Source organism: Neptunomonas sp. XY-337 (assembly GCF_004959845.1).
Taxonomy (GTDB): domain Bacteria; phylum Pseudomonadota; class Gammaproteobacteria; order Pseudomonadales; family Balneatricaceae; genus Neptunomonas; species Neptunomonas marina.
On sequence record NZ_SPLL01000009.1, the window covers coordinates 26,341 to 43,388 of the forward strand.

Annotated in this window: 19 protein-coding genes; 4 read left to right on the forward strand and 15 right to left on the reverse strand. The window is 51.3% G+C overall.

Annotated elements, in window-relative coordinates; all coding sequences use genetic code 11:
• Nucleotides 1-6: 6 nt before the first annotated feature.
• The 9 genes from E4L36_RS16935 to murJ all read right to left on the reverse strand — a co-directional run bounded on the left by E4L36_RS16935 (nucleotide 7) and on the right by murJ (nucleotide 8,917).
• A complete protein-coding gene (locus E4L36_RS16935; protein WP_136681578.1) occupies nucleotides 7-615 on the reverse strand; it encodes a PilX N-terminal domain-containing pilus assembly protein in 609 nt (202 codons plus the stop codon).
• Nucleotides 616-628: 13 nt separating this feature from the next.
• Nucleotides 629-1,366: a PilW family protein gene (locus E4L36_RS16940; RefSeq protein WP_164847125.1), complete on the reverse strand. Its 738-nt coding sequence runs from the start codon at nucleotides 1,364-1,366 to the stop codon at nucleotides 629-631.
• Nucleotides 1,363-1,806: a type IV pilus modification protein PilV gene (gene pilV, locus E4L36_RS16945; protein ID WP_169051574.1), complete on the reverse strand. Its 444-nt coding sequence runs from the start codon at nucleotides 1,804-1,806 to the stop codon at nucleotides 1,363-1,365. The genes E4L36_RS16940 and pilV overlap by 4 nt, the downstream gene beginning before the upstream one ends.
• A 19-nt stretch (nucleotides 1,807-1,825) precedes the next feature.
• Nucleotides 1,826-2,320: a GspH/FimT family pseudopilin gene (locus E4L36_RS16950; RefSeq protein ID WP_136681581.1), complete on the reverse strand. Its 495-nt coding sequence runs from the start codon at nucleotides 2,318-2,320 to the stop codon at nucleotides 1,826-1,828.
• A 188-nt stretch (nucleotides 2,321-2,508) separates the two neighbouring features.
• Entirely contained in the window at nucleotides 2,509-2,940 is a 432-nt protein-coding gene (locus E4L36_RS16955; protein ID WP_136681582.1) for a peptidylprolyl isomerase, read from the reverse strand.
• Between the two features lie 29 nt (nucleotides 2,941-2,969).
• Nucleotides 2,970-3,452: a signal peptidase II gene (gene lspA, locus E4L36_RS16960; RefSeq protein ID WP_206064608.1), complete on the reverse strand. Its 483-nt coding sequence runs from the start codon at nucleotides 3,450-3,452 to the stop codon at nucleotides 2,970-2,972.
• A gap of 53 nt (nucleotides 3,453-3,505) precedes the next feature.
• Complete coding sequence (gene ileS / locus E4L36_RS16965; RefSeq protein ID WP_136681584.1) at nucleotides 3,506-6,337, reverse strand: isoleucine--tRNA ligase; 2,832 nt, start codon at nucleotides 6,335-6,337, stop codon at nucleotides 3,506-3,508.
• A 20-nt stretch (nucleotides 6,338-6,357) separates the two neighbouring features.
• A complete protein-coding gene (gene ribF / locus E4L36_RS16970; protein WP_136681585.1) occupies nucleotides 6,358-7,284 on the reverse strand; it encodes a bifunctional riboflavin kinase/FAD synthetase in 927 nt (308 codons plus the stop codon).
• A 70-nt stretch (nucleotides 7,285-7,354) separates the two neighbouring features.
• Complete coding sequence (gene murJ / locus E4L36_RS16975; protein ID WP_276317529.1) at nucleotides 7,355-8,917, reverse strand: murein biosynthesis integral membrane protein MurJ; 1,563 nt, start codon at nucleotides 8,915-8,917, stop codon at nucleotides 7,355-7,357.
• A gap of 165 nt (nucleotides 8,918-9,082) precedes the next feature.
• On the opposite strand from murJ, the gene rpsT reads away from it, so the two are divergent.
• On the forward strand, nucleotides 9,083-9,346 hold the full coding sequence (gene rpsT / locus E4L36_RS16980) for a 30S ribosomal protein S20 (protein WP_127695175.1): 264 nt from the start codon (nucleotides 9,083-9,085) through the stop codon (nucleotides 9,344-9,346).
• 58 nt (nucleotides 9,347-9,404) lie between these two features.
• On the opposite strand, the gene proB is transcribed toward rpsT, so the two are convergent.
• From proB to rplU, 4 genes are all read right to left on the reverse strand, one after another.
• Entirely contained in the window at nucleotides 9,405-10,529 is a 1,125-nt protein-coding gene (gene proB / locus E4L36_RS16985) for a glutamate 5-kinase (RefSeq protein WP_136681586.1), read from the reverse strand.
• A gap of 15 nt (nucleotides 10,530-10,544) precedes the next feature.
• Nucleotides 10,545-11,738: an Obg family GTPase CgtA gene (gene cgtA, locus E4L36_RS16990; protein ID WP_136681587.1), complete on the reverse strand. Its 1,194-nt coding sequence runs from the start codon at nucleotides 11,736-11,738 to the stop codon at nucleotides 10,545-10,547.
• A 103-nt stretch (nucleotides 11,739-11,841) separates the two neighbouring features.
• Nucleotides 11,842-12,099, reverse strand: a complete 258-nt coding sequence (gene rpmA / locus E4L36_RS16995; protein ID WP_127695169.1) for a 50S ribosomal protein L27 — start codon at nucleotides 12,097-12,099, stop codon at nucleotides 11,842-11,844.
• Between the two features lie 27 nt (nucleotides 12,100-12,126).
• Nucleotides 12,127-12,438: a 50S ribosomal protein L21 gene (gene rplU / locus E4L36_RS17000; protein ID WP_127695167.1), complete on the reverse strand. Its 312-nt coding sequence runs from the start codon at nucleotides 12,436-12,438 to the stop codon at nucleotides 12,127-12,129.
• Between the two features lie 227 nt (nucleotides 12,439-12,665).
• On the opposite strand from rplU, the gene ispB reads away from it, so the two are divergent.
• Nucleotides 12,666-13,634, forward strand: coding sequence for an octaprenyl diphosphate synthase (gene ispB, locus E4L36_RS17005; RefSeq protein ID WP_136681588.1), 969 nt, complete (start codon nucleotides 12,666-12,668; stop codon nucleotides 13,632-13,634).
• On the opposite strand, the gene E4L36_RS17010 is transcribed toward ispB, so the two are convergent.
• Entirely contained in the window at nucleotides 13,631-14,272 is a 642-nt protein-coding gene (locus tag E4L36_RS17010) for a thiopurine S-methyltransferase (protein WP_136681589.1), read from the reverse strand. The genes ispB and E4L36_RS17010 overlap by 4 nt on opposite strands.
• A 130-nt stretch (nucleotides 14,273-14,402) precedes the next feature.
• Here E4L36_RS17010 and fabA point away from each other — a divergent pair, with 130 nt between their 5' ends.
• Together fabA and fabB are read left to right on the forward strand one after the other, a co-directional pair.
• Nucleotides 14,403-14,918 carry a bifunctional 3-hydroxydecanoyl-ACP dehydratase/trans-2-decenoyl-ACP isomerase gene (gene fabA, locus E4L36_RS17015; RefSeq protein WP_127695161.1) on the forward strand — a complete coding sequence of 172 codons (516 nt, stop codon included), beginning with the start codon at nucleotides 14,403-14,405 and terminating at the stop codon, nucleotides 14,916-14,918.
• A gap of 81 nt (nucleotides 14,919-14,999) precedes the next feature.
• Entirely contained in the window at nucleotides 15,000-16,217 is a 1,218-nt protein-coding gene (gene fabB, locus E4L36_RS17020; protein WP_136681590.1) for a beta-ketoacyl-ACP synthase I, read from the forward strand.
• Nucleotides 16,218-16,309: 92 nt separating this feature from the next.
• On the opposite strand, the gene E4L36_RS17025 is transcribed toward fabB, so the two are convergent.
• Nucleotides 16,310-17,047, reverse strand: coding sequence for a lysophospholipid acyltransferase family protein (locus E4L36_RS17025; RefSeq protein ID WP_136681591.1), 738 nt, complete (start codon nucleotides 17,045-17,047; stop codon nucleotides 16,310-16,312).
• Between the last annotated feature and the right edge of the window lies 1 nt (nucleotide 17,048).

Sequence of the window (17,048 nt, forward strand, 5' to 3'; positions counted from 1 at the left end):
TCCCTTCTATTCGAACCGACGTGAAAATAGTGTCTGCAAGATGGACTCAGATACGTCCGTACCGCCTGCAGCTTTTGATGTGACACGGTAGTAGTCTAGACCCGGCTGCTCTCCATCTCCGATATCAGCACTAAACGGCGTAAACGCTACATACTCCACCAGCACCTTCGGCTTGGCCTTCAAGCCCATGCGATCAAAATCAGTTTGATCGGAGACTGGCGAGATCACAGCGTTGGCCATATTTTTAAAATCACCATAATCGATCGCCCGAGCATCCCAGTCAGCCGGGCTCCTAAACAGCTGAGTTTTAGCGTCCACGGCTAAAGCCTCTTCGGAATTAATAATACGGCAGTTCGACGTACATCCAGCCCACGTATTACCTTTCTCAATATTATCCAAAGACTGTAAAAAGCCCCGTTCCACATAACGCAAAGCGAGTTCACTGTTCTGGAATGCCATTTCGGAGTCGCGCATATTCGCTGTCATTTTGTCTTGCATGCCGGTCCCTTGCATGGCACTTACACCGATCATTGTTAACAACAGCATCATCACAAGACCGATAATCAGCGCCGCACCGCGCTCTTTCCGTGGATAACGATATTCAGCCAACTTCATACTCCTCAATTTCTTAAGGCACCTTATTACGCAATGCTACAGTTGTGGAGAACATGCGATAGAGGCGCCCATCAGAGATATCGACGCCATTAAAAGGCGCAGGCAGTGCAGCAGGAGGATCAGATACAAGCCCCGGCTCACCAGCAGCAAGCAACAGATCTAGCTTCACTGCAACAATACCTCCAGATGACCACTCAGCGGCAGTAATCGCAGTGGCATCTGCAAAGCGATTTGGAAACCGGTCACTGTCTGTATCGACACCATATTGAATATTCAGGCCCTCGACATTTTCAGCGATCGCCGCGTTGTTACGAAACAAAGCTAGCTGCCCATTCGCAGCCGCATCTGGCGCAACATAATAAACAGCAAGCCCTGCGGGCGTTTCACTGCCATCCACCAGCATGGCATCGCTGACACGACCATTAACACTGTTGGCCGCAATTTCAGGCGTCGAGGGCTGACCTTGTTCAACACCAAACACACTGCGCTGGTTCAGGTTTTTCAGGACACCATAGGTACCAAGAAAGTCATCGAAGCCCGATGAGCGCAAATCAGTTTTCATGATTTCAAGGGCGAAGCGGCTTGTCTCTTGCACTCGAAACAACGCATCCTGCAAACGATATGTTTGGTTCGATGAAAGAAAAATATTGATCACGCCAGTCATGAGCACCAATCCGAGGAGCATGGCGATCATCAACTCGATCAAAGAGAGACCTTGCTGCTTTGCAAAGCGCATATTTAATGGGGTCATAGGCTCGTCAGGAAGTTGTATACTGCTTCCGCTCCGTTGGCGTTGTCTCTGTCTTCGTCCCACCATATGGCAATTTCAAACTCAACCAAGTCGCCGTTGACGTTAGTGGTAATGGCACCCTGCCCACCGGGGAGTTGATTAGCCACTTCACCTAACCACTCAGTAATTTCTGCATCAACAGGCGCCGTGTTACCCGGCGCAGCCGCACCGCGCGCATGGTCAAAATCGCCATCCTCAGCCTCCTCTTGATGACTGCGAATTCGATCTGACATGTCGTAAGCAAGGTTGATCGCGATTGTGCGCTGATAAGACTGGGTATTTAGGCGCACTGCATCAAACATGAGCGTTGCCATACCAACAAGTCCGACCGAAAGCACCAATACCGTAATCAGCACCTCTAACAACCCCACTCCACGCTGCCCGCGCAGATGAGGTAACATATTAGTCGCCGCGGGACATCTAAGGGCAGTTTGTTCGTGTAACACTGACTCTTCCCATCGCATTGATTCGAATGACGCGCTGCGCATCGCCGGTACAGCCGGTGTAGCGCGCATTAATTCTGACAGGGCCTGCACTGGTAAGGCGCCCTGTACCGTTAAATTCTATCGTGGCATTTCCGTTCGCTTGCTGAATCGCTGCGCCCGGAGGCGGTGCCATCCAGACCTGCAGTTGCGCATTGGCATCATCACGCAGCGACCACCCTTGGTTCCAGTCGAGCGTACAACCACCATTAGCTCCAGGGCACAGCCGTACCGTCGCGTTGCGTTTGATCGCTTCGCTGCGGGCAGTATTGAGAGAGGTGACTAAATCGTTCGCGACGGTTGCCGAACGCAGATTGCGAATAAAGTCCACAAAGCTAGGAACCGCCACAGCGGCCAATATCACAGCAACCGACATCGTTACCATCAACTCGATCAGAGTAAAACCACGGTGGGCTGACTTCGTACGTTCCATTCTTTTCCATAAGTGCCAAAGTCCCTTTTCTGTTACATCTGCGATCCGTGCAAATATCCATAAGTTTAGGTGACAAGACTGTGCACTTTGTGTACAGCCAAAATGAGTATAGGCTCAAACGGGCGTTCAAGCCATATTAATCAGAAAGGAATCTTTTGCATCATTGTGACGCAGATTAACTACAGAGGTTATTCACCTACCGAGAGGATTTCAACATCAAATTCGAGTGTTTGCCCAGCTAGGGGGTGATTAAAATCAACTTCGACTTTGTTGTCGTCAAATGAGCGAATCACACCCGGAAGCTCCCCCGTTGGATCTTGAAAAGAGACCACGAGGCCCGGCTCAAGCTCCATGCCTTCAAATGCACTGCGCTCCATCACCTGCATATTACTTGGGTTAGGCATGCCAAAACCGTTTTCAGGAAGGATCTCGTGGGTTTTACGCTCACCCGCTTTCATCCCAAACAATGCAGCTTCGAAGCCTGCCAGCATATTGCCATCGCCAATCACAAATGAAGCGGGGTCACCTGCAAAGTTATCGTCAACCACATCCCCTGACTTCAAGCGGATTGCAAAGTGAAGCGTCACTTTTTTCTCAGGGCCAACAACTATGTCTGTCATATCTACCTTCCTCGAATCACGATGCGCAGCTACGTGCTCTCATCGGCTTCGCTTTCAAAAAATATCATATCGATGATCATTAAAACGGTACCCACCGTGATGGCTATATCAGCGATATTAAAGGCAGGGAAGTAATGGACATCGTAGTAAACAGAGATAAAGTCAACGACATAACCCAGATAAACCCGGTCATGCAAATTGCCCAATGCTCCGCCGAGGATCAATGCCAACCCTGTCGCTAACCACCACTGACGCGGCTCAGTGCGCTTAAGCCACACTAATAGTACGGTACTCACCACGATAGCGATCACGATAAAAAACCAGCGCTGCCAGCCTTCTTCTCCTGCCAAAAAACTAAACGCAGCCCCCGTATTGTAGAGAAGTGTCATATCCAACCCAGTAAACACTGGATTCGGAACTCCGTAGCTCAACACTTGTTGCGCGTAGTCTTTGCTAACAAGATCAGCGACCACAATAAATGCGGTCAACCATAACCATTTTAGAGAACCCACAGCACCTTCCCACTCATTGGCCGATGCACCCAGTGGGCATCGGCCGCTGCGATTTAAGCAAATTGACGAGCTTCGCCTTCGCCATAGACATTTTCGATACAGCGATTACACAGCTCTGGGTGCTCTGCGTTGCTACCCACCTCTTCACGATGGTGCCAGCAACGCTCACACTTGGCATGTTCAGAGGCTTTCAAAGCAACTTTCAAACCATCCAGCTCTGTCGCGCGGGCACCATCAATCGCATCAGCCAGTGGCGCAACCTGTGCTTCTGACGTAATGAGAACGAAGCGCAGTTCAGCATCAAGACGCGCCAAGTCTGCAGCGATCTGCTCATCAGCAAACAGTACAGCCTCTGTTGATAGCGATGCTTTCACCAGCTTTTCGTTACGGGCCTCTTCTAGCGCCTTATTCACGGCGCTCTTCACAGCCAAGATACGCTCCCAGTAATCACGACCAAACGCATCGTCATCTGCCAGCTCAAACAAGCCCTCGTACCACGTCTCTAGGAAAATACTCTCGCCTTTTTCACCAGGTAGCGCTGCGTAGATCTCCTCGGCAGTAAAGCTCAGCACCGGTGCAATCCAGCGAGTAATCGCTTGAGCGATATGATAAAGCGCAGTTTGTGCAGAGTGGCGCGCCAGACTATCTGCTTTCGTTGTGTACTGGCGATCTTTGATAATATCGAGGTAGAAACCACCTAGCTCCTGTACACAGAAGTGGTGTACTTGCTGATACACATCCAAGAAACGATAGTTGCGATACGCCTCCTGAACCTTCTGCTGCAAGCGTGCTGCCGCATCCACGGCCCACCGATCCAGTGCCAGCATATTTTCAGGAGCCACTAGATCGGTTTCTGGGTTGAAACCATTCAAGTTCGCCAACAAGAAGCGAGATGTATTACGGATACGACGATACGAGTCTGCTGTACGTTGCAGGATCTGCTTCGATACTGCCATTTCACCAGAGTAGTCGGTCGATGCGATCCATAGGCGCAAAATATCAGCCCCCAAGGTGTCCGTAACCTCTTGCGGAACAATCACGTTACCGAGCGACTTAGACATCTTGTAGCCCTTCTCATCCACGGTGAAACCGTGAGTTAAAAGTGCTTTGTAAGGAGCGTGACCATCAATCGCGCAACCGGTCAATAGCGATGAATGGAACCAGCCACGGTGCTGGTCCGAACCTTCTAAATAAAGGTCCGCGCGTGGGCCTTGATCATGACCCATCGGGTGGGAACCACGCATCACGTGCCAATGCGTTGTACCAGAATCAAACCAGACATCTAGCGTATCTGTAACTTTTTCGTACTGATCAGCCTCATCACCCAGCAGTTCAGCAGGCTCCAGCTTAAACCATGCTTCGATACCCTCTTCATCCACACGCTGCGCTACCTGCTCCATCAACGCAACGGTCTCAGGATGCAACTGGCCACTTTCTTTGTGTAGGAAAAACGGGATAGGCACGCCCCAGTTACGTTGACGAGAGATACACCAGTCAGGGCGATTCGCGATCATGCTGTGCAAGCGTGGTTTACCCCAATCAGGTACAAACTGAGTCTCTTCGATTGCAGCAAGCGCCTTATCGCGCAGTGAGCCTGATTGGCCCTCAACGCCATCCATACCCACAAACCACTGTGCCGTCGCACGGTAGATCAACGGTGTTTTGTGGCGCCAGCAGTGCATGTAGCTATGCTTAATTGTCTTGTGGCACAACAAACGATCAGCGTCTGCCAGTGCTTTGACGATATCGCCATTTGCTTCCCAAATATCCATACCGCCGAACAACGGCAGATCGTCGATGTAGACACCATCGCCCTTAACGATATTTAGGATCTCATCAAACTGCATGCCGTAACGGCGACATGTTGCAAAGTCATCTTCACCATAGGCTGGCGCTGAGTGAACAATGCCCGTACCAGCACCCAACTCAACATAGTCGGCGAGGTAGATCGGAGAGCTACGCTCGTAAAGCGGGTGGCGGAAACTGATATGTTCCAGTTGCGCACCCGCAGTCTTGGCAACGATAGCCCCTTCAAGCTCGAAGCGCTCCAACGCGCTTTCGACAAGTTCAGCCGCAATAACGAGTAGTTTGGCGCCGGTATCGACCAGCGCATACTCAAACTCTGGGTGAACATTCATCGCTTGGTTCGCAGGAATTGTCCAAGGCGTTGTCGTCCAGATCACAGCAAAGGCTGGCTTTGCAAGCTCACTTAAACCAAAGGCTGCAGCCAGCTTATCCGCTTCTTCGCAAACAAACGCCACATCGATCGCTGATGATTTTTTATCCGCGTACTCAACTTCCGCCTCTGCCAGTGCAGACCCACAATCAAAACACCAGTTAACCGGCTTCAAACCTTTGAAAACGTAACCGCCTTCAACCATTTTCGCCAACGCACGGATCTCGCCTGCCTCATTGGCAAAGCTCATGGTTTTGTACGGGTTGTCCCACTCGCCAAAGATACCAAGGCGGATGAAGTCCGCTTTCTGGCCTTCAATCTGCTCTTGCGCATAACTACGACACAGTTCGCGGGTTTTATCCGCGCCCATATCCTTGCCGTGCGTGACCTCAACTTTGTGCTCAATCGGCAAGCCGTGACAGTCCCAACCCGGCACGTAAGGTGCGTCGTAACCATCCAGTGTTTTAGACTTGATGATCATATCTTTGAGCACTTTGTTCACAGCGTGCCCAAGGTGGATATTACCGTTGGCGTACGGAGGGCCATCGTGTAGTACAAACGTTGGACGACCAGCGCTAATCGCACGAATCTTTTGGTAAATCCCCTGCTCCTGCCACGCTTTCAACATGTCGGGTTCGCGCTTGGCTAGGTTGCCGCGCATCGGGAATGCCGTATCCGGCAGATTCAGTGTTGCTTTGTAGTCGGTCATCGCACTTATTCCACGTTTAGTTAGTGTGCAAAAAAGCTTCTCGCAGCCTCAATGTCACTCGAAATTTGTTCTTTAAGAGCAGCCAGCCCATCGAACTTTTGCTCGGCTCTTAAAAATGTTTTGAATTCTACCCTGAGCAGCGTGCCATAGAGGTCGCCACAATAGTCTAAAAGGTGCACTTCCAGCACCGGCTGCGTACCCGATACCGTCGGGCGCATGCCTATGTTAGCAACGCCGTTGCCAAGCAGTTGATCTTGATGGTGAACCGTGACGGCATATACGCCATGCAAGGGTGCAGCATATTTGTGCATACGGATGTTCGCCGTTGGGACACCCAACTGCCGCCCTAGCTTTTGGCCATGCATCACGCGTCCGCTAATGCAATAAGGGCGCCCTAGCAATCGTTGCGCTTGTGCGAAGTTATTGTCTAGCAATACATTACGCACACGAGTGCTACTGACTCGCTCATCATCAATCAGGTAAGTTTCAGTGTTCGCAACCGAAAACCCTCGTTGCTTACCCACCTCTTTGAGCATGTCGTAGTCACCAGAGCGATCACAGCCAAAACGGAAGTCATCGCCCACCACGAAATGCTTGACGGCCAAGCCTTCGAGCAGCAATTGATCGACGAAAGCTGCTGCAGACATACTCCGCAGCGTTTTATTGAAGCCAAGGCAAACCACACGATCAATACCCTGAGCTTGCAGCAGTTCCACTTTTTCGCGAAAGCGGGTCAGGCGTGGCGGTACATTCTCCCCTCCGAAGAACTCACGCGGCTGCGGTTCAAATATGATGACCGTTGTCGGCAAGCCCAGCTCAGCAGCTTTAGCTTTAACTTGCGCAAGAACGCGCAAGTGCCCCTGATGCACACCATCGAAGTTACCGATAGTTGCAACACAGCCACGATGCTTTTCTCTGAGGTTATGCAGTCCGCGAATCAGTTCCATGGATCTCAAAAGCTTGGAAAATAAACGCGCGATTATAGCTCAGATAACATACAACGAGTACCCAAAACGGCTACTCAGCGCGAAAATCGCGGATTCGCATCCCCGTTAAGAGCAGCGTACCGAAATATCCGACCACACCAGCTACTACAACCAGCAGCATTGTCATAGCTCGCCACCAGACATCCCCCGCGAACCAATCACCCTCAGCCGGTGTTAACCAGAGAATCAAACCGGCCAGAACAGTTAGCGCAAGCATCAGGCGGCCAATCAGCAAACCCCACCCGGGCTGCCAAACGAAAACGCCCTCTTTCAACAACCCACGCAACAATAACCCAGCGTTCAAAAAAGCAGACAAGCTGGTTGCCAGTGCCAACCCAACATGCTGCAGCGGCCAGATCAAAACAAGATTAAATACCATGTTTGCAGCCATCGCCTGCACCGCTATTTTGACCGGCGTTTTCGTATCTTGGCGCGAAAAATATCCGGGTGCCAAAACTTTGATCAGCATGAACGCAAGCAAACCACAGCCATACGCGCGTAAGCTCATCGCGGCCATCGCGATATCACGCTCAGTTAAGGCCCCATACTTAAACAGCGTAATCAGTAGCGGCTCTGCTAGTAAAATAAGCGCCAGAGCGGAAGGCAAACCGATCAGCAACACCATGCGAAACGCCCAATCTAGGGTACGAGCGAATGCATCTGCTGACGCATTCGCATGCTTGCGTGAGAGGCTTGGCAAAATCACGGTAGAGATGGCGATACCAAACACGCCTAGTGGTAGCTCTGACAAGCGATCCGAGTAATAGAGCCAAGAGACGCTGCCGCTTTGCAGAAACGATGCCAGTACGGTATCAAGCAACAAGTTAATCTGCGCCACAGAAACACCAAACATCGCAGGTAACATTAATTTCAATATGCGCTGCACGCCTTCATCGCGCCAGCCCCAAACAGGCTTAGGCAGCAGCTTTAAGTGGCGCAAGAAGGGCAGTTGAAACGCCAACTGCAACGCACCCGCCATCAGCACACCCCAAGCCAGTCCCACAACTGGCTCATCAAAGAGCGGAGCTAAAAAGTATGCCGATGCGATCAAGCTAATATTCAATAACACGGGGGTAACCGCAGGCACTGCAAAACGCCCATAGCTATTTAGAATGGCGCCAGCAAATGCCGTTAGAGAGATCAACATCAGATAGGGAAAGGTGATCTGAAGCATCTGCGCAGCCAACGCAAACTTCGCAGGCTGATCTGAGAAACCGGGTGCAAAGAGCGTAGTAACCACCGGAGCCCCCCAAATCGCCAGCAGTGTTACCACCAATAGCACCACACCCAACGTTCCAGCCACGCTGCCAACAAGGTGCTGTACATCAGCAAACGCACGCCGTTCACGATACTCGGATAGAACTGGCACAAACGCCTGAGAAAAGGCGCCCTCTGCAAAAAGGCGACGCAAGAAGTTAGGGATCTTAAAGGCAACGAAAAAAGCATCCGCGCTATCACTCGCACCAAAGAAGTTGGCAATGACGACATCACGCACCAACCCCAAAATACGCGACAGCATCGTCATCACACCCACAACACCACTCGAGCGCAACAGGCTTGGCACCTTCTGCTGGGCTGCTACATCTTTATCCACTCTCAACGTCCCTTCGTTATTGCTGCGCGCATGTTAATCCTTTACCTAGAAAATTTCTTGCTTTTTTATTGACACCTGTACAGAAAATATGAATAATTTCGCCCTCCAAATCTAGTACAACATGTGCTGGATACTTTTTAACTTGACTATATAAGGAGCCGGATCGTGGCTAACTCCGCAGGATCCCGTAAACGTGCTCGCCAGGCGGAAAAGCGTCGTCAGCATAACGCTAGCCTCCGCTCCATGGTTCGCACATACATGAAGAAAGTTGCTGCTGCCATCGAAAGCGGTGACAAAGCTGCTGCTGCAGAAGCTTTCAAAGCTGCTCAGCCAATCATGGACTCTTCAGTGAACAAAGGCATCTTCCCTAAGAACAAAGTTGCCCGCACTAAGAGCCGCATGAACGCAAGCATCAAAGCAATGGCATAAGCTATTGCTTATAAAAAAAACCGGCATCAGCCGGTTTTTTTATGTCCATAATTTGGCGTTACGCTAACACCAAATTATCACGATGCACTAACTCTTCCTCGCTAACATAGCCCAGCAACGCACCAATGTCTGCACTCGGGTGACCCATCAGCTTTGATGACTCTTCAGCACTGTAATTCACCAGCCCGCGCGCAATCACATTGCCCGACTCATCTGCCATCAGCACCATCTCACCCCGCGTAAAGTCACCACTCAAACCGATCACACCCGCGGGCAGTAGACTTTTACCACGCTCTTGCAGCGCCTTCACAGCCCCTGCATCAAGCACCAGCGTGCCACGCGCTTGCAAATGCCCTGCGATCCACTGCTTCCGCGCAGCCATGGGTGAGCGCTCTGGCGTTAAGAGCGTACCCACCTGCTCGCCACGACGCACACGCAAGAGCACATCATCCTCTCGACCACTGGCGATAATGGTGACAGCACCTGAGCGCGCAGCCAGCCTAGCAGCCCGCACCTTCGTCGCCATACCACCGCGCCCCAGCTTTCCACCACCGCCAGCAACTGCCACGATCGCCTCATCTTCAGCGCGCGCCTCGGAGATCAATGTGGCACTTTTGTCAGTCCGCGGATCAGCGGTAAACAAACCCTGCTGATCCGTTAACAAGATTACGCCATCCGCTTCCACGAGATTAGCCACCAACGCAGCCAGCGTATCATTGTCGCCAAAGCGAAACTCATCCGTCGCCACGGTATCGTTCTCGTTCACAACAGGGACAACACCCATATCCAACAGGATACGCAGCGCAGAACGCGCATTCAGATAACGACTACGCACCTTGTGGTCATCATTCGTCAACAACACCTGCGCAGTTTGCATACCATGGCGACTAAAATTGGCTTCGTAAGCTTGCACCAAACCCATCTGACCAACCGCAGCCGCAGCTTGAAGACGACCCAAGTCTTCGGGCCGATTCGTCCATCCAAGACGCGTCATCCCTTCAGCAACGGCACCTGATGACACCAGCACTAGCTCTACACCATCCCGTTTGAGCTCAGCCAACTGATCGACCCAACGTTCGATCGCAGCCACATCCAAACCCTGACCATCATTGGTCAGCAGCGCACTACCAATCTTTACCACCCAACGACGGGCACGCTTTAACTTGTCACGACCTGCAGCCACAACAACTCCCTCTATCTACCGCACATACTCAACATCGACATCGTAATCATCGTCATCGAAGTCGTCGTCATCTTCAGCCGCCTCTTTACGCGCACGCATCTCTGCACGCAAGCGCTCGATATGTAGCCGCGCCTCTGCATCAATCATGGCACGCACTTCGTTCTCTTGTTCTTGCAACTCTGGATCATCCGCAAACGCCTGAGCACGCTCATCCAAGAAGTTCTGCAGATCACCAACCAAAGGCTGAGTACCCTCACCACTAATCGCCGCAATACGATACACCGGCCCTTGCCACTGCAATGCATCTACAACAGCCTGACAGCGCTCTTCGAGCTCTTCGGCAGGCACCATATCGATTTTATTTAGCACCAACCAACGCGGCTGATCAGCCAACGTTTGGCTAAATTTCGCCAACTCTTCAACAGCCACAGCCGCTGCCTGCGCTGGTGTCACCTCATCCCACGGCGCCATATCCACAAGATGTAGCAAGACACGGTTACGCGCCAAATGCTTCAAGAAGCGAATACCAAGGCCCGCACCCTCTGCAGCACCTTCGATGATGCCCGGGATATCAGCAACCACAAAACTGCGGTTACGCTCGGTACGCACAACCCCCAAACTAGGCACCAGTGTTGTAAATGGATAGTTAGCCACCTTTGGCGTTGCTGCAGATACCGCGCGCACAAACGTCGACTTACCCGCATTTGGCAACCCCAGCAAACCGACATCCGCAAGCACTTTGAGCTCGAGTTTAAGGTTACGCAGCTCACCTGCAGAGCCGTTAGTCGTCTGGCGCGGCGCTCGGTTCACACTGCTTTTAAAGCGTGTATTACCCAACCCGTGAAAACCGCCTTGCGCCACTTTTTCGCGCTGACCAACTTCAGTTAAATCCATTAGGACTTCATTGGTGTCGATATCTATCACCGTGGTGCCCACCGGCACCTTCAGAATAAGATCTTCACCCTTTGAGCCGGTACAGTTACGCCCCATACCGCCTTCACCATTCTGCGCTTTATAACGGCGCGTGTAGCGATAATCAATCAAGGTGTTTAACCCTGAATCTGCTTCCAAGTAGATGGAACCGCCGTCACCACCATCGCCGCCATCCGGACCACCCTTGGGAACATACTTCTCTCGACGAAAGCTCAGGCAGCCATTACCACCTTTGCCCGCTTCAACCGATATCGTCGCTTCATCAACAAATTTCATTTTTCACCTCCCAAGAGCCCTAGATCTTAACTTAGCGCACGCAAATATCAGAAACAAAAAAAGCCCCGCAAGGCGGAGCTTTTTTCAGCAACGAAGACCTGCCTTATGCAGATACGATGCTGACGTATTTGCGGTTTTTAGGGCCTTTTACTTCAAACTTCACAACACCGTCTGACTTAGCAAACAGCGTGTGGTCTTTACCCAAACCTACATTGTTGCCTGCGTGGAACTTAGTACCGCGCTGACGAACGATAATGCTACCTGCAGACACAACTTGACCACCGTAGCGCTTAACACCTAAGCGCTTCGATTGGGAGTCGCGACCGTTACGAGTAGAACCACCAGCTTTCTTATGAGCCATTACCTATCTCCTGATTCAATCAAACGCTTACGCGCTGATTCCAGTGATCTTAACTTCAGTAAACCACTGACGGTGGCCCTGACGTTTCATGCTGTGCTTGCGGCGACGGAACTTGATGATCGTTACTTTATCAGCACGACCGTGATCAACCACCTCAGCTGTTACTTTCGCGCCATCAACAACAGGCAGACCAACTTTAACGTCGTCGCCGTTACCAACCATTAGGACACGATCGAACTCAATAGTAGAGCCCGCTTCAACACCCAGCTTTTCCAGCTTCAGTGTTTGACCTTCTTGTACGCGGTACTGTTTACCACCGCTTACGATTACTGCAAACATGCTATTCTCCAGTTTTACGCGTGCCCAGCTACTAAAAATAAAGCCTACTTCTAATGGGGAACCCATATAATAGGGAGCGGTTTTGGACACGCTTAGGGCCGAGCATTGTACAGAAAGCAATCGATCAAAACAAGCACACTTATTGATGCTGTCACTGTTTCTTGACACCCCATGCTGCAACACCTAGCATTCGCGCTATACATCATCCATTCAGCTAAAGTTGTCCCATGCAACCACACCAGTTAAATCCGCTCATCGAACCACAATTTGACGCTGTCAATGACTATATAATCAATCACTTAGGCTCCAATGTGCCGCTGGTAGAGAAGATTGGACACTATATAGTCGAAGGGGGCGGTAAGCGCTTACGACCACTGTTGGTGCTGCTAGCTGCCAACGCTTGCGGATACAAAGGAGAGCAACATATCTCCCTCGCCGCTGTGATTGAGTTTATCCACACGGCAACACTTTTGCATGACGATGTCGTTGATAACTCCGATATGCGCCGCGGCAAAGATACCGCAAATGCAAAATGGGGTAACGCACCAAGCGTATTGGTAGGTGACTTCCTCTACTCTCGCTCTTTCCAGGTGATGGTAGACATTGGTGACATGGCGATCATGCAGGTGATATCCAACGCAACCAATGTCATTGCTGAAGGTGAAGTATTACAGCTGCTTAACTGCAAAAACCCAGACACCACCGAAGAAGCCTATATGCAGGTGATTATCGGCAAAACGGCCATGCTGTTTGAAGCAGCCACCGAGGTGGGAGCTATCTTAGCAGGTGCGACACCAGAGCAACGCACGGCCTTGCAGCTATACGGTCGCCATTTGGGCATTGCATTCCAGTTAATCGATGATGTGATGGACTACCTGTCCAGCGCCGAAGAGATGGGCAAGAACGTCGGTGACGACCTTGCAGAGGGCAAGCCAACACTGCCCCTCATCCAAGCGATGAAACAAGCAGATGGCGAAGGTCGCCAATTGATTCGCCAAGCCATTCGCAAAGGCGGTCTCGAAGACCTAGACCCCATCATGCAGATCGTAACGGACACCGGCGCGATCGAATACACGCAAAACGCTGCCCAAGCTCAAGCAGATCAAGCGATAGCTGCGCTATCCGCGCTACCAGACTCATCATTTAAAGCGACGCTCGAGCAACTGGCTCACATCGCGGTAAAACGTAGCGCTTAAATAGCGCTACGTGCCTCCGTTAGCCGATATACCACTTCAACGCGTCCGGCATCACGTTCACCACTTAGCGCCACCTCCGCCAAACGCTCGACCATGAAGCGGCCACTAAACAGCGCCTCAACCTCACGCTGCGGCACAGAGAACGGTGGACCCGCATCGGCGTCAAACTCCAATGTCACCAGCAACAACTGACAACCGAGTGGCAACCGATCTATCAGCAGCTGCGCATAGTCTTTTCGCATGGTCTTTGGCAACGCAATCAACGCCGCACGGTCGTATACTGCAGCGACATCGGCCAGATGTGCCGCCTCAAGGGTAAAAATATCCGCAGCTAAAAGCGTGATGTTATCGCTGGAGAACACCGGCCCGATATCTTGCTGAGTGAGCTCGGGCACTCGCATATTTTCAGCAAAGAACGCTCGACAGGCCGCCTCACTTAGCTCACACCCCAACACACCATAGCCCTGCTCTTGCAGCCACAGCATATCTAACGACTTACCACATAACGGCACAAACACCTTACTGCCTTTATCAAGCGCCAGCTCAGACCAATGCTCTCTAAGGTAAGGGTTAATGCCTCCCTGATGAAAGCCAATGCGCCCTTGTTCCCAACGCTGATGCCAAAAGTCGTGCTCCATATCCTCTCCTCTTCTCTCGTGCGCGTGCACCTTTGGTCAATTAACCTGACTCAGATCGTGCTTCGTTCGCCGCAAACCGGTATAATCACCGGATATTTTGACTAAAATTTTTTTGGATAGACAGTTTCGTATGACTAAAGCATCCTCTTTCGAACGTGAAGACCTGTTGAAATGCGGGTATGGCGAAATGTTTGGCCCTGGCAATGCTCGCCTGCCAGTTGGCAACATGTTAATGATGGACCGCATTATCAAGATCACCGAAGATGGCGGCCAGTTTGGCAAAGGTGAGATTATTGCGGAGCTGGATATTCATCCGGACCTGTGGTTCTTCGAGTGCCATTTCCCAACAGACCCAGTTATGCCTGGCTGCTTGGGCCTCGACGCCATGTGGCAGATCGTTGGCTTTTACCTCGGCTGGCGCGGCAACAAAGGCCGTGGCCGTGCACTCGGCTCAGGTGAAGTTAAATTCACCGGTCAGATTCTGCCAACAGCCAAGAAAGTTACCTACCATATCGAGCTTAAGCGCGTGATTGAACGCAAGCTAGTTATGGGCATTGCAGATGGCTCCGTCTCTGTTGACGGACGCGAGATTTACACAGCAAAGGATCTACGTGTCGGTCTGTTCACATCAACTGACAACTTCTAATCAGCGAGCCTTGCACACCAAAGAGCAAGGCTTCTCACGATATACAGAATAATAAGATCCGAGCGACAGGAGATAATATTTATGCGACGCGTTGTAGTCACAGGTATGGGCATCGTATCCTGCCTAGGAAACGACAAAGAAACAGTACTTGAGTCTCTTAAAGAGGGGCGTTCTGGTATTAAATTCCAAGAAGAGTACAAAGAACTTGGTTTCCGTAGCCATGTTGCAGGCAGCATCGATATTGACCTTGAGTCAAAAATCGACCGAAAACTGCGCCGCTTTATGGGTAACGCTGCTGCGTATTCCTACCTAGCAATGGAACAAGCCATTGCAGATGCAGGACTGACAGAAGAGCAAGTATCTAATGAGCGCACCGGCCTAATCGCAGGTTCTGGTGGTGCCTCGTCTGCAGATATCGTTGAAAGCGCTGATATCTTGCGTGATAAAGGCGTTCGTCGCGTTGGCCCTTATCGTGTTACACGCACCATGGGCAGTACCGTATCTGCTTGTTTGGCAACACCTTTCAAGATCAAAGGCGTTAACTACTCGATCACGTCTGCATGTGCCACCAGCGCACACTGCATTGGAAACGCGATGGAGCAGATCCAGCTTGGCAAACAAGACATTATTTTTGCCGGCGGTGGTGAAGAGCTGCACTGGTCTTTGACGGTTATGTTTGACGCGATGGGTGCTCTATCGAGCAAATATAACGATACGCCAGAAAAAGCATCACGTGCGTACGATGCTAACCGCGATGGTTTCGTTATCGCAGGTGGCGCAGGCATGTTGGTTATCGAAGACTATGAACATGCCAAAGCGCGCGGCGCAAAAATCTACGCAGAGCTCGTGGGCTATGGTGCAACGTCTGATGGCTACGACATGGTGGCACCCTCTGGCGAAGGTGCGGTACGCTGCATGAAGCAAGCGATGAGTACGGTTGATGGTGATATCGACTACATCAACTCTCACGGTACTTCAACGCCAGCAGGTGATATCCAAGAGCTGAAAGCGATGCGCGAACTGTTTGGCACAGAAATGCCAGCGGTTAGCTCCACCAAGTCGCTAACGGGCCACTCTTTGGGTGCAACAGGCGTTCAAGAAGCGATCTACAGCTTGCTTATGATGGAGAACAACTTCATCTGTGCATCAGCAAACATCGATGAGATCGACCCAGAAGCTGCGAACCTGCCTGTTGTAACAGAGCGTAAGGATGGCGTAGAGCTCAACCGCGTCATGAGCAACAGCTTCGGCTTCGGCGGTACAAACTCGACGCTGGTATTCCAGCGTATGGCTGACTAAACGCACGCCAGCCCATAGCCTCCCGCCAAAACGGAGCCTATGGGCTAAAACAAAAAAACCGCCAATAGGCGGTTTTTTTATATCTAGAGATTTTATGCTGCAGTATCGACCGAGCTAACACCCTCCAGCTCATCCATCTGCGCCAATAACCAGCCCACAGACTCTTGGTGAATCTCATCGACTGTGCGGTCTTGTGACGCCACAGGCTTACCGATACGCAAAGTGATCGTACCCGGCGTTTTCGCAAAGCTCTTACCCGGCCAATACTTTCCTGCATCATGTACGATCGGCACCACCGGAACACCCGCACTGGCCGCCAGCATTGCACCACCTTTGTTAAACTTACCACGCTCTCCAACTGGCAGGCGGGTACCTTGTGGAAAGATCGACACCGGAATGCCCTCTTCCAAGCGGGCTTTGCCCTGTCCCAACAGTTGCTTTAACGCGCCACGGCGCTGGCTACGGTCAATCGCAATAGGGTTCAATAGACCCAACGCCCAGCCGAAGAAAGGAATTTTCAATAACTCTTTTTTTAATACGATACACTGCGGGCGAATCAAAATTTGAAAGTAGATTGTCTCCCACTCACTTTGGTGGTTGGCGATTGCCACAAACGCACCCTCTTTAGGTAGGTTTTCACGCCCCTCGATATTCACTTTTACGCCACAGCAGATGCGCAGCCAGTGAATATAAAAGAAGTTGATGCCCGTGATAAGGTAAAAGCGCTGCCGGAATGAGAACAGCGGCGCAATTAGCATGGCGAGCGAGCTGTAGATGATTGTCGCCACATAGAAGCCAATGTAGTAAAGCCCTGCGCGTAATGTGTTCATT

Coding starts and splice junctions, on each gene's coding strand:
- E4L36_RS17010 (WP_136681589.1), bottom strand. CDS start 14,272: ATGGAGCACGACTTTTGGCATCAGCGTTGGGAACAAGGGCGCATTGGC.
- E4L36_RS16940 (WP_164847125.1), bottom strand. CDS start 1,366: ATGACCCCATTAAATATGCGCTTTGCAAAGCAGCAAGGTCTCTCTTTG.
- fabB (WP_136681590.1), top strand. CDS start 15,000: ATGCGACGCGTTGTAGTCACAGGTATGGGCATCGTATCCTGCCTAGGA.
- cgtA (WP_136681587.1), bottom strand. CDS start 11,738: ATGAAATTTGTTGATGAAGCGACGATATCGGTTGAAGCGGGCAAAGGT.
- E4L36_RS16950 (WP_136681581.1), bottom strand. CDS start 2,320: ATGGAACGTACGAAGTCAGCCCACCGTGGTTTTACTCTGATCGAGTTG.
- ribF (WP_136681585.1), bottom strand. CDS start 7,284: ATGGAACTGATTCGCGGACTGCATAACCTCAGAGAAAAGCATCGTGGC.
- E4L36_RS16935 (WP_136681578.1), bottom strand. CDS start 615: ATGAAGTTGGCTGAATATCGTTATCCACGGAAAGAGCGCGGTGCGGCG.
- E4L36_RS16955 (WP_136681582.1), bottom strand. CDS start 2,940: ATGACAGACATAGTTGTTGGCCCTGAGAAAAAAGTGACGCTTCACTTT.
- rpmA (WP_127695169.1), bottom strand. CDS start 12,099: ATGGCTCATAAGAAAGCTGGTGGTTCTACTCGTAACGGTCGCGACTCC.
- rplU (WP_127695167.1), bottom strand. CDS start 12,438: ATGTTTGCAGTAATCGTAAGCGGTGGTAAACAGTACCGCGTACAAGAA.
- E4L36_RS17025 (WP_136681591.1), bottom strand. CDS start 17,047: ATGAACACATTACGCGCAGGGCTTTACTACATTGGCTTCTATGTGGCG.
- pilV (WP_169051574.1), bottom strand. CDS start 1,806: ATGTTACCTCATCTGCGCGGGCAGCGTGGAGTGGGGTTGTTAGAGGTG.
- ileS (WP_136681584.1), bottom strand. CDS start 6,337: ATGACCGACTACAAAGCAACACTGAATCTGCCGGATACGGCATTCCCG.
- fabA (WP_127695161.1), top strand. CDS start 14,403: ATGACTAAAGCATCCTCTTTCGAACGTGAAGACCTGTTGAAATGCGGG.
- ispB (WP_136681588.1), top strand. CDS start 12,666: ATGCAACCACACCAGTTAAATCCGCTCATCGAACCACAATTTGACGCT.